At 71.9% G+C, this 20,049-nt stretch carries 21 protein-coding genes; 8 read left to right on the top strand and 13 right to left on the bottom strand.

The features are described from left to right. The coding region (locus AB0J68_RS07975; RefSeq protein WP_363937050.1) for an ATP-binding cassette domain-containing protein at window positions 1–740 on the top strand (740 nt) is incomplete at its 5' end. Then, entirely contained in the window at window positions 737–1,798 is a 1,062-nt protein-coding gene (locus tag AB0J68_RS07970) for an ABC transporter permease (protein ID WP_363937048.1), read from the top strand. The genes AB0J68_RS07975 and AB0J68_RS07970, both read left to right, overlap by 4 nt. Window positions 1,799–1,951: 153 nt before the next feature. Here the strand turns inward: AB0J68_RS07970 and AB0J68_RS07965 are convergent, their stop codons facing one another. The 3 genes from AB0J68_RS07965 to AB0J68_RS07955 all read right to left on the bottom strand — a co-directional run bounded on the left by AB0J68_RS07965 (window position 1,952) and on the right by AB0J68_RS07955 (window position 3,895). Continuing rightward, complete coding sequence (locus tag AB0J68_RS07965) at window positions 1,952–2,569, bottom strand: DUF402 domain-containing protein (RefSeq protein WP_354861815.1); 618 nt, start codon at window positions 2,567–2,569, stop codon at window positions 1,952–1,954. 269 nt (window positions 2,570–2,838) lie between these two features. Then, window positions 2,839–3,024 carry a DUF397 domain-containing protein gene (locus tag AB0J68_RS07960; RefSeq protein ID WP_363937045.1) on the bottom strand — a complete coding sequence of 62 codons (186 nt, stop codon included), beginning with the start codon at window positions 3,022–3,024 and terminating at the stop codon, window positions 2,839–2,841. After that, on the bottom strand, window positions 3,017–3,895 hold the full coding sequence (locus AB0J68_RS07955; RefSeq protein WP_363937042.1) for a helix-turn-helix transcriptional regulator: 879 nt from the start codon (window positions 3,893–3,895) through the stop codon (window positions 3,017–3,019). Before AB0J68_RS07955 ends, AB0J68_RS07960 begins: the two co-directional genes overlap by 8 nt. 333 nt (window positions 3,896–4,228) lie before the next feature. On the opposite strand from AB0J68_RS07955, the gene AB0J68_RS07950 reads away from it, so the two are divergent. Continuing rightward, entirely contained in the window at window positions 4,229–4,417 is a 189-nt protein-coding gene (locus tag AB0J68_RS07950; RefSeq protein WP_354861810.1) for a hypothetical protein, read from the top strand. Then, window positions 4,404–4,640 (top strand): hypothetical protein, encoded by a 237-nt coding sequence (locus AB0J68_RS07945; protein ID WP_354861808.1) that lies wholly within the window; start codon window positions 4,404–4,406, stop codon window positions 4,638–4,640. The genes AB0J68_RS07950 and AB0J68_RS07945 overlap by 14 nt, the downstream gene beginning before the upstream one ends. A 109-nt stretch (window positions 4,641–4,749) precedes the next feature. On the opposite strand, the gene AB0J68_RS07940 is transcribed toward AB0J68_RS07945, so the two are convergent. The 7 genes from AB0J68_RS07940 to pgsA all read right to left on the bottom strand — a co-directional run bounded on the left by AB0J68_RS07940 (window position 4,750) and on the right by pgsA (window position 10,811). Further along, the gene (locus AB0J68_RS07940; RefSeq protein ID WP_139587604.1) at window positions 4,750–5,502 is read right to left on the bottom strand and encodes a YebC/PmpR family DNA-binding transcriptional regulator; all 753 of its coding nucleotides are present in this window, start codon (window positions 5,500–5,502) and stop codon (window positions 4,750–4,752) included. 258 nt (window positions 5,503–5,760) lie between these two features. Beyond that, window positions 5,761–6,363, bottom strand: coding sequence for a pyridoxal 5'-phosphate synthase glutaminase subunit PdxT (gene pdxT / locus AB0J68_RS07935; RefSeq protein WP_363937040.1), 603 nt, complete (start codon window positions 6,361–6,363; stop codon window positions 5,761–5,763). 2 nt (window positions 6,364–6,365) lie between these two features. Beyond that, window positions 6,366–7,283 (bottom strand): pyridoxal 5'-phosphate synthase lyase subunit PdxS, encoded by a 918-nt coding sequence (gene pdxS, locus AB0J68_RS07930; protein ID WP_354861802.1) that lies wholly within the window; start codon window positions 7,281–7,283, stop codon window positions 6,366–6,368. 156 nt (window positions 7,284–7,439) lie between these two features. Beyond that, on the bottom strand, window positions 7,440–7,943 hold the full coding sequence (locus AB0J68_RS07925; protein WP_354861800.1) for a hypothetical protein: 504 nt from the start codon (window positions 7,941–7,943) through the stop codon (window positions 7,440–7,442). Between the two features lie 82 nt (window positions 7,944–8,025). Continuing rightward, window positions 8,026–9,186 (bottom strand): glycosyltransferase family 4 protein, encoded by a 1,161-nt coding sequence (locus tag AB0J68_RS07920; protein WP_354861798.1) that lies wholly within the window; start codon window positions 9,184–9,186, stop codon window positions 8,026–8,028. 16 nt (window positions 9,187–9,202) lie between these two features. Continuing rightward, window positions 9,203–10,135 (bottom strand): phosphatidylinositol mannoside acyltransferase, encoded by a 933-nt coding sequence (locus AB0J68_RS07915; protein WP_363937036.1) that lies wholly within the window; start codon window positions 10,133–10,135, stop codon window positions 9,203–9,205. A 46-nt stretch (window positions 10,136–10,181) separates the two neighbouring features. Further along, window positions 10,182–10,811, bottom strand: coding sequence for a phosphatidylinositol phosphate synthase (gene pgsA / locus AB0J68_RS07910; protein WP_354861795.1), 630 nt, complete (start codon window positions 10,809–10,811; stop codon window positions 10,182–10,184). A gap of 251 nt (window positions 10,812–11,062) precedes the next feature. On the opposite strand from pgsA, the gene AB0J68_RS07905 reads away from it, so the two are divergent. Beyond that, window positions 11,063–13,219: an elongation factor G-like protein EF-G2 gene (locus AB0J68_RS07905; RefSeq protein WP_355065679.1), complete on the top strand. Its 2,157-nt coding sequence runs from the start codon at window positions 11,063–11,065 to the stop codon at window positions 13,217–13,219. Window positions 13,220–13,570: 351 nt separating this feature from the next. Here the strand turns inward: AB0J68_RS07905 and AB0J68_RS07900 are convergent, their stop codons facing one another. Further along, window positions 13,571–14,629, bottom strand: a complete 1,059-nt coding sequence (locus tag AB0J68_RS07900) for an aldo/keto reductase (RefSeq protein ID WP_355065677.1) — start codon at window positions 14,627–14,629, stop codon at window positions 13,571–13,573. Window positions 14,630–14,725: 96 nt separating this feature from the next. On the opposite strand from AB0J68_RS07900, the gene AB0J68_RS07895 reads away from it, so the two are divergent. After that, window positions 14,726–15,208 (top strand): hypothetical protein, encoded by a 483-nt coding sequence (locus AB0J68_RS07895; protein WP_355065675.1) that lies wholly within the window; start codon window positions 14,726–14,728, stop codon window positions 15,206–15,208. Between the two features lie 45 nt (window positions 15,209–15,253). On the opposite strand, the gene AB0J68_RS07890 is transcribed toward AB0J68_RS07895, so the two are convergent. Continuing rightward, window positions 15,254–15,766, bottom strand: a complete 513-nt coding sequence (locus AB0J68_RS07890; RefSeq protein ID WP_354861989.1) for an HIT domain-containing protein — start codon at window positions 15,764–15,766, stop codon at window positions 15,254–15,256. A gap of 176 nt (window positions 15,767–15,942) precedes the next feature. Here AB0J68_RS07890 and AB0J68_RS07885 point away from each other — a divergent pair, with 176 nt between their 5' ends. Beyond that, window positions 15,943–16,671 carry a D-Ala-D-Ala carboxypeptidase family metallohydrolase gene (locus AB0J68_RS07885; RefSeq protein WP_355065673.1) on the top strand — a complete coding sequence of 243 codons (729 nt, stop codon included), beginning with the start codon at window positions 15,943–15,945 and terminating at the stop codon, window positions 16,669–16,671. A gap of 127 nt (window positions 16,672–16,798) precedes the next feature. Here AB0J68_RS07885 and thrS read toward each other — a convergent pair whose 3' ends face one another. Continuing rightward, on the bottom strand, window positions 16,799–18,808 hold the full coding sequence (gene thrS / locus AB0J68_RS07880) for a threonine--tRNA ligase (RefSeq protein WP_354861970.1): 2,010 nt from the start codon (window positions 18,806–18,808) through the stop codon (window positions 16,799–16,801). Window positions 18,809–19,042: 234 nt separating this feature from the next. On the opposite strand from thrS, the gene AB0J68_RS07875 reads away from it, so the two are divergent. Next, a complete protein-coding gene (locus AB0J68_RS07875) occupies window positions 19,043–19,927 on the top strand; it encodes a DUF1775 domain-containing protein (RefSeq protein ID WP_363937033.1) in 885 nt (294 codons plus the stop codon). Window positions 19,928–20,049 lie beyond the last annotated feature (122 nt).

The raw sequence follows: 20,049 nt of genomic DNA, 5'->3' as shown, positions 1-20,049 counted from the left end.
GTGTGCTCGCCCCCGACGCCGGGGAGGTGAGCTGGGGCGGCGCGAAGCTCACCCGGCAGGACCGCCGCCGCTTCGGCTACATGCCGGAGGAACGGGGCCTGTACCCCAAGATGACCACGCGGGAGCAGGTCGCCTATCTGGGCCGGTTGCACGGCCTGGACGCCCCCGCCGCCCGCCGCGCCACGGACGCTCTGCTGGAGCGGGTCGGGCTGGGTGAGCGCGGCGACGACCTGCTGGAGACGCTGTCGCTGGGCAACCAGCAGCGGGCCCAGATCGCCGCCGCGCTGGTGCACGACCCCGAGGTGCTGGTGCTCGACGAGCCGTTCTCCGGTCTCGACCCCCTCGCCGTCGACACGGTCGTCGCCGTGTTGCGCGAACGCGCCGCTGCCGGAGTGCCGGTGCTGTTCTCCAGCCACCAACTCGACGTGGTGGAGCGCCTCTGCGACGACCTGGTGATCATCAATGACGGGGTGATCCGGGCCGCCGGAAGCCGTACGCGGCTGCGCGACTCGTACACCTCGCCCCGCTTTGAGCTGGTGGTGGCGACCGACGCCGGCTGGGTCCGCGACCAGCCCGGGGTCACCCTGGTCGAGCTGGACGGCGCGCGGGCGGTCTTCGACCTGCCGGTCGGCGCCGACGAGCAGCCCATCCTGCACGCGGCCCTCGCCCGCGGCCCGGTCCGCGCCTTCCGCCCGGTCAGCCCCTCGCTCACCGAGATCTTCCGAGAGGTCACCCAGTGAACGTCACCCAGGCCACCCGGCTGGTCGCCGAACGCGAGATCCGGGTCAAGCTCCGCGATCGCACCTTCCTGTTCGGCACGCTGTTCTTCCTGGTGATCGCCGCCGCCGGCACCATCCTGCCGCCGTTGCTCTCCGGCGGCCCGAAGAGCGTGGCCGTCACCCAGGACGCGGCCGGCCCGCTGCGCGCCGCCGGGCTCGACGTCCGGGTGGTAGCCGACGACCGGGCCGCCGAGCAGGCCGTCCGCGACGGGGACGTGGACGCCGCGGTCGTCAGCGGTCCGGCGGTGCTCGCCATGGACGACGCACCTCACGAGGTGGTCCGGGCGCTGAGCATCGCGCCGCCGGTGCGCCTCCTCGACCCCGACGCGGTCGACCCGGTGGTGGCGTTCCTGGTGCCGTTCGTGTTCGCGTTCGTCTTCTTCATCACCTCGCAGACCTTCGGCCTGCAGATCGCGCAGAGCGTCACCGAGGAGAAGCAGACCCGGATCGTGGAGATCCTGGTGGCGGCCGTGCCGGTACGGGCGCTGCTGGCCGGCAAGGTGATCGCCGGGGGCATCCTGGCGCTCGGGCAGATCGCGCTGATTGGTCTCGTAACCGTCCTCGGCATGCGGATCGGTGACAGCGGGGACCTGCTCACCCTGCTCGCTCCGGCGATCGGCTGGTTCGTGCCGTTCTTCCTGCTCGGCTTCGTGCTGCTGGCCGCGATGTGGGCGGCGGCCGGCGCCCTGGTCAACCGCCAGGAGGACATCGCCGGTGTGTCGACACCGGTGCAGCTCGCCGTCATGCTGCCGTTCTTCGCGGTGATCTTCCTGAACGACAACGCGACCGCGATGCGGGTGCTGTCGTACCTGCCGTTCTCGTCGCCCACGGCGATGCCGCTGCGGCTGTTCACCGGCGACGCGGCCGGCTGGGAGCCGATCGTGTCGCTCGCCGTCCTGCTGGTCGCCGCCGGCGCCTTCGTGGTCGCCGGGGCCCGCGTCTACGAGGGTTCGCTGCTCCGCACCAACGGCCGGACCTCGCTGCGCGCTGCTTGGCGGGAGCGCGAGAGCATCGGCTGACCGGCGACGGCCCCCCGCGGGCGTCGGTGTCCTGAGCGGACACCGGCGCCCGTCGCGTACACCGGCCACCCGACCAGGTGTTTCTCGTCGATCCGGTGCCGCAGTGCTGACCGACCACACGGCCGGCGCGGCTCACACGGCAGTCGCCCGTGGTCAGCGGGTGGGCACCGAGGCCCAGCCGGCCGGCAACCGGGGCGCCGACCAGGCCGGATCGGGTTGCCACCGCGCCCACGCCGGATCCCACCACCGCTGACCCGCGTCGAGCAGGGCGGCGATCCGGTCGCCCTCGCCGCGGATCGCGTCCGCCATGCCCGGGTAGCGCCCCTCGACGAGGCGCTGCGCGAACATCTCGACGTCCTTCCAGACGTACCGGTCGTCGTCCGCGCCCCACCACAGGTCCAGCTCGTGGTCGAGAGTGTCCACCCCGATCGGGGTACGCCGCAGCGGATCCTGCAGGTTGAAGTACCAGCCCGCGAAGTCGCGCTGCGGGCCCGTCCAGAACACGTCCACCGAGTGCGCCTCGCCCGGCCGGTGCAGCATCAGCTTGCCGTGCCCCGACCAGGAGCGGTGGCCGGCCGTCTCCCACGGGTGCCGGCCACAGGGGAAGACGCCGTCGGTCGGGAAGCCGAACTCCGCCCCCGGCGGGAGGTAGAGGGCGAGCAGGTCGGGCGAGTCCTCGACGCAGATCGTCGGGCAGCCGAACCAGACCTCGCCCCGCAGGATCTCCCGCCGGACGACCACCTCACCCGGCGCGAATCGGCGTTCCACCATCTCCCCCGGAACCTCCTCGTTCGCTCCCCGAGGAAGGAAGCCTACGGCCGCCGCTCCCCTAGACGAATAAGTCCTAACTCAAGACGGGGCTGGGGTTGCGGCGAAGGGCGCTGGTCATCCGCTTTGGCTGCCCGCCGTGTCGGACTGCTGTTGAGCGGTATACCTCAGAGGTATGAATATGACTCTGAGGTATACCGCTTACGACCGCATCCGCCCCGACGGAGGTGACCGAGGGTCACCGCTGGCCGCGCCCACCGCCCCAGCCAAGATTAGGCCTTGGCGTGGGTCACGAACGCGGCCCAGGCCGCCGGGGAGAAGGTGAGCGCCGGCCCCTCGACGTCCTTGCTGTCCCGGATGGCCACGACACCGGGAAGGTTGTCCGCGACCTCCACGCAGTTGCCCTCATTGCCACTACGTGTGCTCGTGCGCCAGCGGGCACCGGTCAGATCACTCATCGTAGGTCTCCTTGATCACTGTGCTCACCAGATCCTCCGAGGCGCGCTCGGGCAGGGCAAGATCCCAAAGCGCCTGCCAGACCTCAGAGTACGTCTGGACCTCCGCCGGACGATCGAGGTAGAGGCCACCGGTCAGCGACTCGCTGTAGACCGTGCTGGGCTCCGCCGGCCGGGTGCCGACTGCCGAAAAATCGAGCAAGACGAAGGCTCCGGCAACGGATGCCCGGTGCGGTCCGATCCCCAGCGGCAGCACCCGGACGGCGATGTTCGGCGCTTGAGCGGCGTTGACCAGGTGAGCGAGTTGCATCCGCCAGCCCTCGATGTCATCGATGGGTCGGCGGACCACGGCTTCGTCGATCACGACATCAAGACGCGGGGCCGCAGGACTGCGCCTGGTCAACAGCTTCTGTCGCTGCATCCGTAGGGCGACCTTCTGCGCCACCTCCTGCGGGGTACGCCCGGGTTTGGTCTCGAACACCGCGGCCATGTACTCCGGGGTCTGGAGGAGTCCGGGAATGAGGGTCGGCTCGTACTGGCGGATGGAAGAGGAGGCGGCCTCCAGTCCCACATACAACTCGAACCAGCCCGGGATCACCTCGTCATAGGCGTGCCACCACCCCCGGGACTTGCTCTCCCGGGCAAGACTGACCAACACCTCGGTCAGTTCGGCAGACGTGCCGTAGAGCTGACACATCAACACCACGTCATGAGTACGCAGCGCAGTCTGGCCACTCTCCAACCGGTACATCTTGGCGCGGGACCATTCGAGGTCATTGGCGGCAGCCTCAAGGTTGATTCCGGCTTCCTCACGTGCCTGGCGCAGAAGCCGCCCGAGTTGCCGCCGTGGGACTGACGAACCGACCTCACTCATTCGGCCTCCGGTCTCACCTCTCGTGGCCTGTCTGTCTCATCTGGAACAGCATGGCCGGCCAAACGAGACGCCGTCAATCTCGAAGCGCGGTTTTCGGTGTGAGACGTTGCAGATCGTTGGCCGGCAACGGAATCCTGCCTGCTAGATGCCCTACTCGCATTGACTTCGGGAGGCAGGCCGTGTGCCGTTGGAAGTGGTTTCACCGACCGGATGAGCCAGTCGACGTGGTGGAGCGGACCCGGTTCCCGGGCCGGGCTGGCGCCTACCGGCGCACCACGCCGCTCGCGTCGAGCGAGGAGAAGAGCGCGGCGTCGCCCCAGCGAGGTGATCGCCATGATGGGTGAGGAGCCCCGACCCGAGCCGCCGTTCCTCGTGACGATGGCGAGCTACGTGATCGACTTTCATCATCGCAACGTCTGCACCAGGTGCGGCCCGGATGGTTCGTGTCCCCGGCTGGTCGAGGCAAGTGATCATCTCAAGGCGTGGCGCGACCGGAAATCCGGCGGCCGTGCGGGCGGGTGACCTCTTTCAGGTCACCCGCGCGGCGAGTATCCAGTTCAGCCGGCCGATCCTGTTCCGCGTCATCCGCGTTCTCGACTGGCCAACCTATGACGGGTGGGTCTGGCTCGACGGCTACGAGGTGGGGCCGAGACTGGACGCGATCGCCCGACGGTCGATCTTCGTGCGGCCTGCCGGGCTGCTGCCGGTGGCACCCGTCATCCCGAGCCGATCAAGGGGGCGCTGACACACGTCAGGTCGCCGATGTGGGGGCAACCGCTCGCGCGGACACCCCCACATCGGCGACCTGGTGTGGATCACGCCGGGCAGGCCGGACGGGCCGGACGGGCCGGACCTCAGGCGTCGACGGCCGCCATCACGTCGTCGCTGACGTCGAAGTTCGCGTAGACGTTCTGCACGTCGTCGCAGTCCTCCAGGACGTCGATCAGCTTGAAGATCTTGCGGGCGCCCTCTTCGTCGAGCGGGACGTTCATGCTGGGGATCAGGGAGGACTCGGCCGACTCGTACTCGATGCCGGCGTCCTGCAGCGCGGTGCGCACCGGAATCAGGTCGGTCGGCTCGGAGACCACCTCGAACGCCTCACCGAGGTCGTTGACCTCCTCGGCGCCGGCGTCGAGGACGGCCATCATCACGTCGTCCTCGCTGGTGCCCTCCTTGGGCACGATCACCACGCCCTTGCGGGAGAACATGTACGACACCGAGCCGGCGTCGGCGAGCGAGCCGCCGTTGCGGGTGAGCGCGGTGCGCACCTCGGTGGCCGCCCGGTTGCGGTTGTCGGTGAGGCACTCGATGAGCATGGCCACGCCGTTCGGGCCGTACCCCTCGTACATGATGGTCTGCCAGTCGGCGCCGCCGGCTTCCAGGCCGGAGCCGCGCTTGACGGCGCGATCGATGTTGTCGTTCGGCACCGAGCTCTTCTTCGCCTTCTGGATCGCGTCGAAGAGCGTCGGGTTGCCGGAGGGGTCGCCGCCACCGGTCCGCGCGGCCACCTCGACGTTCTTGATCAGCTTGGCGAACATCTTGCCGCGCTTGGCGTCGATGACGGCCTTCTTGTGCTTGGTCGTCGCCCACTTTGAGTGGCCGGACATCTTCTACCTCCGTCTGTCATTGCACGCCTGCGTCGACTGCCGCACCGATTCCGCGCCGCATCGGCGATCCGGCGGCCGGTCGGCCCCGCGGGAAGTGCCGCGCCGGGCGACGGCCCTGCCGAACCGCGACAATCTTACCGAGGTCACACCCCGCCATGTCACACCCGGGACCGGCCCGGGGCGGTGGCACGGCGCCGGGGCCTGCCCAGACCAACGATCCGGGGGCGGGATTCATGCCCGCCTCCGCGCTTCCGCCGCTCAGGCGGCGCGCACCAGCTCCACGAAGTACGCGTGTACGCGCAGGTCACCCGTCAGCTCAGGGTGGAACGAGGTGGCCAGCAGGTTGCCCTGCCGCACCGCCACGATCCGCTCGGCGGCCGGGCCGCCGGTCACCTTCCCGATCACCTGGACTGCCGCGCCGACGCGCTCGACCCACGGCGCGCGGATGAACACCGCGTGGAACGGCTCCCCCGGCACGCCGGCGACCTCCACCGGCGCCTCGAACGAGTCGACCTGCCGGCCGAACGCGTTACGCCGTACCGTCATGTCGATGCCGGCGAAGCCGCGCTGGTCGGCCCGACCGTCCAGCACCTCGGTGGCCAGCATGATCATGCCGGCGCAGGAGCCGTAGACCGGCATGCCGTCGGCGATCCGCTTGTCGATCGGCTCGCGCATCTCGAAGATGTCGGCGAGCTTGCTGATGGTGGTGGACTCGCCCCCCGGGATCACCAGCCCGTCGACCGCGTCCAGCTCGCTCGGGCGGCGGACCGGGCGGGCATCCGCGCCCGCCGCGGCCAGCGCAGCCACGTGCTCCCGGACGTCGCCCTGGAGCGCGAGCACACCGATGGTGGGTTGGTTCATCCTCACCAACCGCGCTCGGCCAGGCGGTGCGGCTGCGGGATCTCGTCGACGTTGATGCCGACCATCGCCTCACCCAGACCCCGGGAGACCTTCGCCAGCACATCCGGGTCGTCGTGGAAGGTGGTGGCCTTGACGATCGCGGCGGCCCGCTGAGCCGGATTGCCGGCCTTGAAGATGCCGGAGCCGACGAAGACGCCCTCCGCGCCGAGCTGCATCATCATCGCCGCGTCGGCCGGCGTGGCGATCCCGCCGGCGGTGAACAGCACCACCGGCAGCTTGCCGCTCTCGGCGACCTCCTTGACCAGCTCGTACGGGGCCTGCAGCTCCTTGGCCGCGACGTACAGCTCGTCGGCCGGCAGCGAGGACAGCCGGCGGATCTCCTGGCGGATCTTGCGCATGTGGGTGGTGGCGTTGGAGACGTCGCCGGTGCCGGCCTCGCCCTTGGAGCGGATCATGGCCGCGCCCTCGGTGATCCGGCGCAGCGCCTCGCCCAGGTTGGTCGCGCCACAGACGAAGGGCACGGTGAACGCCCACTTGTCGATGTGGTTCGCGTAGTCGGCCGGGGTCAGCACCTCGGACTCGTCGACGTAGTCGACGCCGAGCGACTGGAGGATCTGCGCCTCCACGAAGTGACCGATGCGGGCCTTGGCCATCACCGGGATGGACACCGCCTCGATGATCCCGTCGATCATGTCGGGGTCGCTCATCCGGGACACCCCGCCCTGCGCGCGGATGTCGGCGGGCACCCGCTCCAGGGCCATCACCGCGACCGCGCCGGCGTCCTCGGCGATCTTGGCCTGCTCGGCGTTGACGACGTCCATGATCACGCCGCCCTTGAGCATCTCGGCCATGCCCCGCTTCACGCGGGCCGTGCCGACGACGGGGGCGGTGCCGGTGGTCGAGGCGGTGGTTTCGGGCACGGGTCATCGCTCCTTGGACGTGCGGTGGGGGTGGCAGCGGAAATGCTACGCACTGGTCAACGCCGCGCCGACAGCCAATCAGACCCCCGGTGGCCTGCACTGTGGCCCTGCTCACCGCCGCGCCGGCCCGCCCCGGTCAGCCTCCGCCCGCCCCGATCAGCCGGCCGGAACGTCGGCCGGCACGACGAGCGTCGGGTCGTCGATGTCGAAGTAGCGCGGCCACTCCCGGCCCCGCCCCATCCGAAACAACCGCACCAGCGGACGACTGCGCGCCGACCGGGCGTCGCGAACCAGGTCGGTGTGCACCTGCCGGGACAACGCGAGACGGCGGCTCGCCGCGATGACCGCCGTGCAGTCCGGATCGGCCGCGTCCAGCCGCACCGAGCGCAACTGCCGGGTCAGGTCGTTCTCAGCCGCCTCCCGCTCCTGCGGCGGAGCGTCCAGCGCGATCCGGGCCGCCGCGTACAACTCGACGCCGAAACGCCGCTCCGCCAGCACCGCCGCGGCCGCTGCCCGGCGCAGCAGGTGGGCGTCGAGGGCCCGCGCCGCCAGCTCCGCGCGGCCCTGCAGCCGCTCGACCCGGCCGGCGGTCCAGATGAGGTACGCCGCAAGCACCCCCACGAGCACACTCGCGGCCACCACCCACCACATGTGCGGCATCGTAGTGCTGCTCCGTTTCTCCTCCGTTGCGCACGCCCGCGCCGGTCACCGGCGTCACCAGCCGCACCATCCGTCACGCGGGTCAGCCCAGCCCCACCCATTCCTGGTCGATGACCCGCCCGTCGGTCGCCTCGATCGCCGCTGCGTATACCTCAAGAACACGCCGAGCAACCACCGGCCAGTCGAAATTCGCCACCACCTGATCGCCGCAGGCGCTCAGCGTGGCCCGCCCGGCCGGGTCGTCGAGCAGCTCGGACAGGGCGTCACGCAATCCCACCGCGTCTCCGGTCGGGAACAGCCGCCCCGCCCGCCCACCGTCGAGCACCCGGCGGAACGCGTCCAGGTCACTCGCGATCACCGTGGTGCCGGCGGCCAGCGCCTCGGTGAGGATCATCCCGAACGACTCGCCGCCGGTGTTCGGCGCCACGTACAGGTGCACGCTGCGCAGCATCCGGGCCTTGTCCGCCTCGGAGACCAGCCCGAGGAACGTCACCCGCTCCCGCAGCGCGGCCGGGAACTGGTCGTACAGGTCGTCCGGGTCACCCGGGCCGGCGACCAGCAGCCGCAACCCCGGGCGGGTCGCCGCCAGCGCCACGAAGGCGTCCCGCAGCACCGGGAAACCCTTGCGCGCCTCCGTGAACCGGCCCAGGAAGCCCACCGTGCCGCCGGTGCCCGGCCCGCACTCCCCCGGCCAGCCTGGCAGCGGCTCGGCGTCGGCGAACTTCGCCACCGCCACCCCGTTGGGGATCTCCACCGCGCCGCCGTCCATGTGCTCGACCTGCACCTTGCGGGCCAGCGCGCTCACCGCGATCCGGGCGGTGATCCGCTCCAACACGATCTGCAGCACACCCTGCGCGGCGGCCAGCACCCGCGAACGGGTCATCGCCGTGTGGAACGTGGCCACCACCGGGCCGCGAGCGGAGAGCACCGCCAGCAGCGACAGGCTCAACGTCAGCGGCTCGTGCACGTGCAGCACGTCGAAGTCACCGTTGGTGAGCCAGCGCCGGACCCGCGCGGTCGAGACCGGGCCGAACGCGATCCGGGCCACCGACCCGTTGTACGGCAGCGGCACCGCCCGGCCGGCGGACACCACGTACTCCGGCAGCGGCGAATCCTCATCCGCCGGAGCGAGCACGCTGACCTCGTGACCGAGCACGATCAGCGCCTCGGCGAGATCCATGACGTGGTTCTGCACCCCGCCGGGGACGTCGAACGAGTACGGGCACACGATGCCGATCCGCATGCGTCAGCCCACCCCTTCAGCCCTGGCCGGGGGCTGACGAGGGCAGCGCCGTGCCCTCCCCCGCCCTCCTCTGGTCCAACCACATCCGCTGCAACATGTGCCAGTCTTCCGGATGCCGGGCGATACCCGCCGCCAGACCGTCGGCGATCAGCTGGGTCAGGGACCGGACCCGCTGGTCCAGAGGCCCCGCCTCGGGCCCGGGCACCGGCAGCGGGCCGGCGAGCGAGGCGCACGCCACGTCCTGCTCGTACCACAACGAGGCCACGTACAGCGGCGCTCCGGTGTGCAGGGCGAGCAGCGCCGGCCCGGCCGGCATCCGGGTCTTCCCACCGAAGAAGTCCACCTCCACCCCCCGGGCGGAGAGGTCCCGGTCGGCCAGCAGCGGCACCACCGCGCCGGCGCGGACGCGGTCCAGCAGCACGTCGAACGCCGGACGCGGGCCACCGTGGGTGGGCAGGATCTCCATCCCGAGCTCGGCCCGGAAGGCCAGGAAACGCTCGTACACGCCCTCCGGCTTGAGCCGCTCCATGACGGTGGTGATCGGCCAACCGGTGGCCGCGACCCAGGCGCCCGCGGCATCCCAGTTGCCGGCGTGCGGCAGCGCCACCACCGCGCCCCGGCCGGCGGCCACGTCGGCGGCGAGCAACTCCGCGCCGTCGAGGCGGAACCCAGCCAGGATCTGCTCCCGGCTCAACGCGGGCAGCCGGAACGCCTCCATCCAGTACCGGGCGTACGAGCGCAGCCCGCGCTTGACGAGATCGTCCAGCTCCGCCTCGGGCAGCTCCGGGCCGACCACCCGGCGCAGGTTCGCGCGCAGTCGGGCCGTACCCCCGCCACCGCCGCGATGGGCGCGGTCCGCGCCCGCCTGGAACGCCGCCGCCACCAACGGCCGGGGAAGCGCGCGGACCAGCCGCCATCCGGCGACGTAGCCCAGCTCGGTGAGGTTCACGCGGCCCGGCCGCCGGTCGTCCGACGCCGTGTCGCCGGCAGCCCGCTCACGCCTGGCCGTCCGGCTGGAGCTGCTGGGCCTGGCGGTAGACGTGCGCCACCCGCTGCCCCACCGTGAAGATCGAGATGGCGGCGAGCAGCCAGAGCGCGATCTCCAGCGCCGGCTTCACGCCGACGCCCGTGAGGATCCCGCCGACGCCGACGATCAGCAGCCGCTCGGTGCGCTCGGCGATGCCCACGTTGCAGGTCATGCCCAGCCCTTCGGCACGCGCCTTCACGTAGGAGACGAGCCCGCCGGCGGCCAGGCACAGCAGTGCGGCGGCCACCCCGGAGTGGTCGCCCCGGGTGGCCAACCAGTAGGCCACCGCGCCGAAGACGGCGCTGTCGGCGACCCGGTCCATGCTTGAGTCGAGGAACGCGCCGAAGCGGGTGGAGCCGCCGCTCATCCGGGCCATCGTCCCGTCGAGCAGGTCGGTGAGCGCGAACACGGTCACGATCAACGCGCCCGCGACCAGATGGCCGCGGGCACCGAAGCCGAGCGCGCCGATGAGCACACCAACGGTGCCCGCGACGGTGACGGCATTGGGAGTGACGCCCGCGCGCAGGAGGGCACGTGCGATCGGCTCGACGACGCGGGTCATCCCCGCGCGGGCCGACACTTGGAAGATCTTCGCCATGGCGGTCCCCACGATAACGGTCCGCCCAGGTCCGGCGATACGGCCGGTCCCTGCGACCCGCCCGGGGCAGGCTTGTGCCTGTACGGCAACGGGTGTGAGATCGAGCCGGGAGGTGAGCCAGCTCACCCGCCCGCCCGTTGAGTTCCCGCTGTGCAGCAGACCACCGGAGGATATCGCCGCGCACTCGCCCCGGGCCGCTTCCACCTCGCGCGGCGGTCGCCACCCACCACCGGCTGAGGGAGGTGCGCCCCATGGCGCAGAAAAATCAGGAAAAGGGGGCCACCGGCGGCACGCCGGTGGTGACCGACCCCGCGCGGGTACGCAACGTGGTGCTCGTCGGGCATTCCGGAGCGGGCAAGACGACGCTCGTCGAGGCGCTGCTCGCCGCGACCGGCACCATCGGCCGGGCCGGCAGCGTCGTCGACGGCACCACGGTCGGCGACCACGACCCGGCCGCCGTACGCCAGCAGCGCTCGGTGAGCCTGTCCTGCGCGCCCCTGCTGCACAACGGCATCAAGGTCAACCTGCTGGACACACCCGGGTATGCCGACTTCGTCGGCGAGCTGCGGGCCGGCCTGCGGGCCGCCGACGCCGCGCTGTTCGTCGTCTCGGCGGCCGGTGGGATGGACGCCGCCACGGTGGCGCTGTGGGAGGAGTGCGCCGCGGTCGACATGCCGCGCGCCGTCGCGGTGGCCCGACTGGACCAGCCCCGCGCCGACTTCGATGAGGCAGTGGCGCTCTGCCAGCGGGTCTTCGGCGACAACGTGATGCCCCTGTACCTGCCGATGCTCGGCGACGACGGGGTCTCCACCGAGGGCCTTCTCGGGCTGATCACCCGACGGGTCTTCGACTACTCCGCCGGGCTGCCCGCCGACGTGCGCGACCCGGACCCGGAGCACCAGCGGGCCATCGACGAGTCCCGCGACGAGTTGATCGAGGGGATCATCGCCGAGAGTGAGGACGAAACCCTCATGGACCGCTACCTCGACGGCGAGGAGATCAGCACCGAGGTGCTCATCGAGGACCTGGAGAAGGCCGTCGCGAGGGGCCACTTCTACCCGGTGGTGCCGGTCTGCGCCGAGACCGGCGTCGGTCTGGACACCCTGCTGGAGGTGCTGACCGCCGCGTTCCCGTCACCGCTGGAGCATGAGCTGCCGGCGGTCACCGGCGTGGACGGCTCGCCCCGCCCGCCGCTGACCTGCGACCCGGACGGCCCGCTCGTCGCCGAGGTCGTCAAGACCACCGTCGACCGCCACGTCGGTCGGGTCTCGCTGGTCCGGGTCTTCTCCGGCACGCTGCGCCCCGAACAGACCGTGCACATCTGCGGGCACGGCATGGCCGAGCGCGGGCACCCCGACCACGACGCCGACGAGCGGGTCGGGCACATCTACACCCCGCTGGGCGCGACCCTGCGCGAGGTGCCGCACTGCGTGGCCGGCGACATCTGCGCGATCACCAAGTCGGGCAGCGCGGAGACCGGCGACACCGTCTCGGCCAAGGACGACCCGCTGCTGATCGCGCCGTGGGAGATGCCGGAGCCGCTGCTGCCGGTGGCGATCGTCGCCCGCAGCCGCGCCGACGAGGACGCGCTGGCCCGCAACCTCGCCCGGCTGGTCGCCGGCGACCCCACCCTGCGGCTGGAACGCAACCCGGAGACCCACCAGCTGGTGCTCTGGTGCATGGGCGAGGCGCACGCCGACGTCGTGCTGGACCGGCTGCGCGCCGGAGGCGTCGAGCTGGACACCGAACCGGTCAAGGTGTCGCTGCGCGAGACGCTGACCGTGCCGGCACGGGGGCACGGCCGGCACGTCAAGCAGTCCGGCGGCCACGGCCAGTACGCGGTCTGCGACATCGAGGTGGAGCCGCTGCCCCGCGGCGCCGGCTTCGAGTTCGTCGACCGGATCGTCGGCGGCGCGGTGCCGCACAACTACATCCCGTCAGTCGAGAAGGGCGTCCGCGCCCAGCTGGAACGCGGGCTGGTCGCCGGCCATCCGGTGGTGGACCTGCGGGTCACCCTCGTCGACGGCAAGGCGCACAGCGTCGACTCCTCCGACGCGGCCTTCCAGACCGCCGGCGCGCTCGCGCTGCGCGACGCCGCCGAGCGCGGCCAGCCGACGCTGCTGGAACCGATCGACGAGGTGATCGTCCGGGTGCCGGACGGCTCGGTGGGCGCGGTGATGGGCGACCTGTCCAGCCGGCGCGGCCGGGTGCTCGGCACCGAACCCGACGAGGACGCCGAGGGCCGTACCCTCGTGCGCGCCGAGGTGCCGGCCACCGAACTGCTCCGCTACGCCGTCGAGCTGCGCTCGATGACCGCCGGCACGGGCACCTTCCGCCGCCACTTCGTACGCCACGACCCGATGCCCACCCACCTGGCCGACCAGGCCCGCAAGGAACACACCCCGTAATCCTGCGTGCCCCCTGCGTATTCGCTGGCCCTGTCTGCCCGCTGGCCCTGGTGCCCGCGCGCCTGTCCCGGACGACTCCCCGTCGCGCGCGAGCCGTCGCGCGTGGGCGGGGCTGCGGCGCGGCCTACGTGTTCGCGTCCTGTCGAGCTGCCCCACATTCGGGGCGCCGCTGCCGGAGCGGACCACATCCGCACCGACGCTGCCCCAGATCTGGGGCAGCTCGACAGGACGCGACACCAGCACAGCACGCGGCGCCGCCATGGCACACGGCACCGCGCGGCACGCCACAGCACGGGACGGGACGGGACCGGCGTCGGAGAGGGCGTGCCCGCACTGCGCGCGGTGTGCGGGTCAGGGGTGGGTCGTGGGGTGGGTGGGGCGGGGCCAGTGTGGGCGATCGGCGTCGCGCAGCGCGGCGGTGCGCAGGGCGGCGAGTTGGCGTTCCACCTCGACGAACTGGTCCGGCGCCAGCGGCCCCCGGCGCAGCGCGGCGGCGTTCTCCTCGACCTGGGCGACCGTACGGCAGCCGGGGATCGGGATGGTGCGCCCGCTGCGTGCCCAGATCCAGCCCAGCGCGCCCTGGGCGAGGGTGCGCCCGTCGGCGGTCAGCGCGGCGCGGACCGCCCCGACCCGGCGCAGCCACTCCGGCGCGGGCCGGCCGCCGCGGAACCACTCCAGCCAGCCTGGCGCCAACCCGCGCACGTCGTCGCGGGGCAACGTCGACGTGGCCGTGTACTTGCCGGTGAGCAGGCCCATCCCCAGCGGCCCCTGGTTGACGCTGGCCAGGTCGTACTTGTCGCAGACGGCGAGCACCTCGGGGGCGTCGCGCAGCACTGACAGGGCGTGCTGCACGGCGGTGGCGCCGGAGGCGGCCTGTCCGAAGGCGGCGGCCCGGTCCGGGCGGTCGGTGCTCCACCCGTACGCGCGGATCAGGCCCTCGGCGACCAGGTCCTCGCAGACGCCGATCAGCGCCTCCGCGCGGGGCACCGGCAGGTCGGCCAGGTGCAGCTGGTAGAGGTCGATCCGGTCGGTGCCCAACCGGCGCAGCGACGCGGTCACGGCCCGCCGCAGGTACGCCGGTGACGCGTCCTCCCCGGTCGCCTGCCGGGTCGCCTCGTCGAACGTGTAGCCCCACTTGGTGGCGATCACGGCCTCGTCCCGGCGGCCGGCGAGGGCCCGCCCCAGCACCCGCTCGCCGTGCCCCGCGCCGTACGTGTCGGCGGTGTCGAAGAGTGTGATGCCCTCCTCGAGCGCGCGGCGTACCGCCCGCACGGACTCGTCGTCGTCGACCGCGCCCCAGCCCAGCGGCTGGCTGCCCTCCGCCCATGGACCGGCGATCGCCCAGCACCCCATGCCGAGGGCGCTGACCTCGATGCCGCTGCGCCCCAACATCCGTGTCGTCACTGCCATCGGCCGATCGTGCCACCTTCACCGGGCGGGGCGTAGCAACTCCGCACGCGGAAACGCGGTACGCGCGCGCCGGGGCCGTACGGCATGATCGACGCCATGCGACGGCTGGGCGTGGACATCGGCGGTGTGCTCATCGAGCCGGCCGACGACGACGCCGACACCTCCTTCTTCGGCGCGCACTACCTGCGGACGCCCATGGTCGACGGGGCATTCGACGCGCTCGGAGCGCTCGGGCCGGCGTTCGACGAGGTGCACCTCGTCTCCAAGTGCGGCGAGTCCACCGAGCGGCGGACCCGGGAGTGGCTGGCCCACCACGATCTCACGGCTCGCACCGGGATCCCCGTCGAGCGGGTGCACTTCTGCCGGACCCGGCCGGCCAAGGCGCCGATCGCCCGGCGGCTCGACCTGACCCACTTCGTCGACGACAGGCTGGAGGTGCTCGGCTACCTCGACTCGGTGCCGCACCGCTACCTGTTCCGGCCCCGCCGGGCGGAGGTCGCCGCGCACGCCGCGCTGCTGCCCCGCGTACACCCGGTAAGGAGCTGGGCGGAGCTTGCCGACCTGCTGCGCGCCGACTAGCCGGACCGGCGCGGTCCTCGCGGCGGCGAGGTCAGGCCCGGCGGGTCAGGACGGCCAGGCGCGGGCGAGCAGGTCGCGGGTGTCGCCGAGCAGCTGGGGCAGCACCTTGGTGCGGCCGATCACCGGCATGAAGTTCGCGTCGCCGCCCCAGCGCGGCACCACGTGCTGGTGCAGGTGGGCGGCGATGCCGGCGCCGGCCACCCCGCCCTGGTTCATGCCCAGGTTGAAGCCGTGCGCGTTGCTGACCTTGCGGATCACCCGCATCGCGGTCTGGGTGTACGAGGCGAGCTCGACCGTCTCCGGCTCGTCGAGGTCGGTGTAGTCGGCGACGTGCCGGTACGGGCAGACCAGCAGGTGCCCCGGGTTGTACGGGTAGAGGTTGAGCACCACGAAGACGCGCTCGCCGCGGGCGACCACCAGGCTCTCCTCGGAGGGCAGCCCGGGGGCCAGACAGAACGGGCAGCCGGTCGGCTTCTCGTAGCCCTCGGCCGGGCGGTCCTCGCCGGAGATGTAGGTCATCCGGTGCGGCGTCCAGAGCCGATCCAGGCCGTCCGCCATGCCGTCGCTGTCCGTGTGCCGCTCCGCCCCTGTCACGAGCCGATCCTACGGAGCCGCGTGGGCCAGCCGCGACACCCGTCACCGGGAAACTCCTTGCTGCAAGTTGTTGACGGATTGCCGCCGAGACCTGAAACTTCCATGCATTCAGGCACTTGAATAAATGAATGGAGAGCTTCATGATCCGACGACTCGGCAGGGTCATCGCGGCGCTCGCGCTGGCCGTCGCCACCACGGTGACCGGGGTCACCCTCACCGCCAGCGCGGCGCACGCGGACGGCTGCTACACCTGGGGGCGCACCCTGTCGCAGGGGATGTCCGGCGAGGACGTCCGGCAACTCCAGATCCGCGTCGCCGGCTACCCCGGCTACGGCGCCGTGCTCACCATCGACGGCGCCTACGGCCCCGCCACCCGGTCCGCGGTGATCCGCTTTCAGCAGGCGTACGGGTTGGGCGCGGACGGCGTCGCCGGCCCGCAGACCTTCAACCGGCTGTACGCCCTCCAGGACGACGACTGCACACCGGTCAACTTCAGCTACGCCGAGCTGAACAACTGCAACAGCACCTGGTCCGGCGGAGCGGTCGCGGCGAGCACCGCCCGCGCCAACGCGCTCGTCTCGATGTGGAAGCTCCAGGCCCTGCGGCACGCCCTCGGCGACGTGCCCATCGCGATCAGCAGCAGCTTCCGTAGCTACGCCTGCAACAGCGCGGTCGGCGGGGCCTCGAACAGCCGCCACCTGTACGGCGACGCGGTGGACCTGGTCGGCTCACCGTCGCTGTGCCGGCTGGCTCAGCAGGCCCGCAACCACGGCTTCGGACAGATCCTCGGCCCCGGCTACCCGGACCACAACGACCACACCCACGTCGCGGCGGTCGGCGGCTGGTCGGCACCCACCTGCGGCATCTGACCAGGCTGACGCCCGCTTCGGGCGGGATCGCGCCCGAACATGGAAGTAGTGGCCTCCCACGGCGGGGAGACCACTACTTCCTGGATCGAGCACGATCGCGACACGCGACACGCGACGCCGACGCCGGCTACTCCGGTGCGGCCGACGGGCCGACGTTCGTGCGGGAGGTCACCACGTCGAGGACGTGGGTGACCGCCTGGGCGATCGGCACACCGTTGCGCTGGGAGCCGTCGCGGTAGCGGAAGGACACCGTGCCGGCCGCCACGTCGTCGTCACCGGCGATCACCATGAACGGGATCTTCTGCTGCTGCGCCGTACGGATCTTCTTCTGCATCCGGTCGTCACCCGCGTCCACCTGGGCCCGGATGCCCTCGGCCCGCAGCGCCGCGACGAAGCCGTGCAGGTAGTCGGTGTGGTCCTCGCGGATCGGAATGCCCACCACCTGCACCGGGGCCAGCCAGGCCGGGAAGGCGCCCGCGTAGTGCTCGGTGAGCACCCCGAAGAACCGTTCGATCGACCCGAACAGCGCCCGGTGGATCATCACGGGCCGCTGGCGGCTGCCGTCGGCGGCCTGGTACTCCAACCCGAACCGCTCCGGCTGGTTGAAGTCGACCTGGATGGTGGACATCTGCCAGGTCCGGCCAATCGCGTCGCGCGCCTGCACGGAGATCTTCGGCCCGTAGAACGCCGCGCCACCCGGATCGGGCACCAGCTCCAGACCCGAGGTCTCGGCGGCGGTCCGCAGCGCCTCGGTCGCCTCCGCCCAGTCCTCGTCGGCGCCGATGAACTTGGGCGAGTCGTCCCGGGTCGACAGCTCCAGGTAGAAGTCGTCCAGGCCGTAGTCGCGCAGCAGGTCCAGCACGAAGCTGAGCAGCGTGGACAGCTCGCCGGCCATCTGCTCGCGGGTGCAGTAAATGTGCGAGTCGTCCTGGGTCAGGCCACGGACCCGGGTCAGGCCGTGCACGACGCCGGACTTCTCGTACCGGTAGACCGTGCCGAACTCGAACATCCGCAGCGGCAGCTCACGGTACGACCGCCCCCGCGACCTGAAGATCAGGTTGTGCATCGGGCAGTTCATGGCCTTGAGGTAGTAGTCCGCGCCCTCCAGCTGCATGGGCGGGAACATCGTGTCCGCGTAGTACGGCAGGTGCCCGGAGGTGTGGAACAGCTGCGCCTTGGAGATGTGCGGGGTGTTGACGAACTCGTACCCCGCCTCCTCGTGCCGCCGCCGCGAGTAGTGCTCCATCTCGCGGCGGATGATGCCGCCCTTGGGGTGGAAGACCGCCAGGCCCGAGCCGATCTCGTCGGGGAAGCTGAACAGGTCGAGGTCCGCGCCGAGCTTGCGGTGGTCGCGCCGGGCGGCCTCCTCCAACAGCTTCAGGTACGCCTTGAGCTCGTCGCGGGTCGGCCACGCGGTGCCGTACACCCGCTGCAGTTGGGGGTTCTTCTCCGACCCGCGCCAGTACGCGGCGGCCGAGCGCATCAGCTTGAACGCGCCGATCAGTCGGGTGGTCGGCAGGTGCGGACCCCGGCACAGGTCCGACCAGCAGACCTTGTCCTCCTTGGCGTCGAGGTTGTCGTAGATGGTCAGCTCGCCGCCGCCGACCTCCATCACCTCGTCGGTGTCCAGGCCCTCGCCCTTGACCTCGATCAACTCCAGCTTGAACGGCTCGTCGGCCAGCTCGGCGCGCGCCTCGTCGAGGCTGCCGAAACGGCGGCGACGGAACCGCTGCCCGGACTTGACGATCTCCTGCATTCGCTTTTCGATCTTGCTGAGGTCATCGGGCTGGAACGGCTTGGCGACGTCGAAGTCGTAGTAGAAGCCGTTCTCGATGGGCGGGCCGATGCCCAGCTTGGCCTCGGGGAAGATGTCCTGCACGGCCTGGGCGAGCACGTGCGCGGTGGAGTGGCGCAGCACGGTGAGCCCGTCGGGCGAGTCCAGGCTGACCGGCTCGACGACGGTCTCCTCGGTCGGCGCCCAGTCCAGGTCGCGCAGCTGACCCTGCGGGTCGCGGACCACGACGATCGCCTTGGGGCCGTTCGCGGGCAGTCCGGCCGCGGCCACCGCGTCGGCCGCCGTCGTCCCGGCGGCGACGACGACAGGGTCGGCCACGGCGGGGGTACGGGGTGCGGACACGGTGACTCCTCCAAGCAGTACGAAACGATGCCGATCCTCGGCTCCTGCCGATGCTATCGGTCCACCCCCTCGCGGCCGGGAAGGGCACCTTCCTCGCGTCCGGCGTTGAACCTTTCGCGCCTGCCAGCCGAACTAGAAGGTGTGGCCGGAAACCGGAGCCGGTCACGTCGAGACGGATGGGGGCACGAGATGGCGAGCACGCACGGCGGAGGCCGCCCGCGGCGAATCGCGGCGGTGACCGCGCTGACCGCCGCGGGGCTGCTGCTCTGGCCCGGTACGGCGGCGCACGCCGCGGACGTGACGACCACCCCGACCGAGGCACGGCAGGGCGACGCCGTACGGCTGGAGTTCAGCGTGCCCGAGGAGCGGGCCGGCACGAAGACCACCCGGATCGAGGTCCGGTTGCCGGCCGACGCCCCGGTGGCCGAGGTCTACCCGATGTCGGTCGACGGCTGGGCGCCCAAGATCAGCTCCCGTACGCTGGACAAGCCGGTGGCCGGCATCCACTCCTCCGGAGTGAGCACCGTGACCACGGCGGTGACCTGGGTCCGCGTCGGCGCGGGCGCGTCCGGCCCGGCCCGGCTGGCCCTGTCCATGGGCCCGCTGCCGCAGGCGGAGCGGCTCACCTTCGAGGTCGTCCAGACGTACGCCGACGGCACGGTCGTCCGGTGGGCGGACGCCAGCGGCGCACACCGGGCCCCGGTGCTGACTCTGTTGCCGGCGGCGGCGGGTGCGGCCGGGCCGGTCGGGCACGGCGGGCACGGCGCCCCGGCGGCGGACGCGGGGAACGGTCCCGCCGCAGGGGCGCAGGGCGCCGACGGCGCTTCCGGCGGCGGTGACACGGCGGCGGGCGGCTCCGCAGAGGAATCCGGCAACGCCGACGCGATGCTCGCCGCCGGCTTGCTGGCCGGCCTGGGCGGCGGCGCGGCGATCGGCTGGCTGGTCAGCCGTATGCGGCGACGTGACCCGGCCGAGCGGGGAGCGCTGGCAGCGGTGACCGGCGCGGCGGAGACCGACACGGTGACGCCGGCGTCGCAGCCGGACGGCACGGACGCGCCCACGGATCCGGCGGCCGCCGCGGAGCTGGCCGCTGCGGCCACTCCTGCCCGCACCGGCTGAGGCAGCACCGGCCGCAGCGGCGGACGGGCGTCAGCTCATGGCCGGGCGGCGGCCGCAGCCCTTCGCGCGTCCTTTGCTCTGCTTCAACCCGCGCACCACCCAGGCCCCAAAACTGTTGCGCG

This window comes from Micromonospora sp. NPDC049580, assembly GCF_040675595.1.
Lineage (GTDB): Bacteria > Actinomycetota > Actinomycetes > Mycobacteriales > Micromonosporaceae > Micromonospora.
The sequence above is the reverse complement of the archived record's forward strand: the minus strand, read 5'-3'. Positions and strand labels throughout refer to the sequence as shown.

What these genes read in the sequence shown, in the direction of transcription:
- AB0J68_RS07960 (WP_363937045.1), bottom strand. Translation starts at nt 3,024, where the DNA reads ATGAGTGATCTGACCGGTGCCCGCTGGCGCACGAGCACACGTAGTGGC.
- AB0J68_RS07895 (WP_355065675.1), top strand. Translation starts at nt 14,726, where the DNA reads ATGCGACGGCTGGGCGTGGACATCGGCGGTGTGCTCATCGAGCCGGCC.
- pdxT (WP_363937040.1), bottom strand. Translation starts at nt 6,363, where the DNA reads ATGAACCAACCCACCATCGGTGTGCTCGCGCTCCAGGGCGACGTCCGG.
- AB0J68_RS07905 (WP_355065679.1), top strand. Translation starts at nt 11,063, where the DNA reads ATGGCGCAGAAAAATCAGGAAAAGGGGGCCACCGGCGGCACGCCGGTG.
- AB0J68_RS07950 (WP_354861810.1), top strand. Translation starts at nt 4,229, where the DNA reads ATGATGGGTGAGGAGCCCCGACCCGAGCCGCCGTTCCTCGTGACGATG.
- AB0J68_RS07940 (WP_139587604.1), bottom strand. Translation starts at nt 5,502, where the DNA reads ATGTCCGGCCACTCAAAGTGGGCGACGACCAAGCACAAGAAGGCCGTC.
- AB0J68_RS07890 (WP_354861989.1), bottom strand. Translation starts at nt 15,766, where the DNA reads ATGGCGGACGGCCTGGATCGGCTCTGGACGCCGCACCGGATGACCTAC.
- AB0J68_RS07920 (WP_354861798.1), bottom strand. Translation starts at nt 9,186, where the DNA reads ATGCGGATCGGCATCGTGTGCCCGTACTCGTTCGACGTCCCCGGCGGG.
- AB0J68_RS07955 (WP_363937042.1), bottom strand. Translation starts at nt 3,895, where the DNA reads ATGAGTGAGGTCGGTTCGTCAGTCCCACGGCGGCAACTCGGGCGGCTT.
- AB0J68_RS07925 (WP_354861800.1), bottom strand. Translation starts at nt 7,943, where the DNA reads ATGCCGCACATGTGGTGGGTGGTGGCCGCGAGTGTGCTCGTGGGGGTG.
- AB0J68_RS07885 (WP_355065673.1), top strand. Translation starts at nt 15,943, where the DNA reads ATGATCCGACGACTCGGCAGGGTCATCGCGGCGCTCGCGCTGGCCGTC.
- pgsA (WP_354861795.1), bottom strand. Translation starts at nt 10,811, where the DNA reads ATGGCGAAGATCTTCCAAGTGTCGGCCCGCGCGGGGATGACCCGCGTC.
- AB0J68_RS07965 (WP_354861815.1), bottom strand. Translation starts at nt 2,569, where the DNA reads ATGGTGGAACGCCGATTCGCGCCGGGTGAGGTGGTCGTCCGGCGGGAG.
- AB0J68_RS07900 (WP_355065677.1), bottom strand. Translation starts at nt 14,629, where the DNA reads ATGGCAGTGACGACACGGATGTTGGGGCGCAGCGGCATCGAGGTCAGC.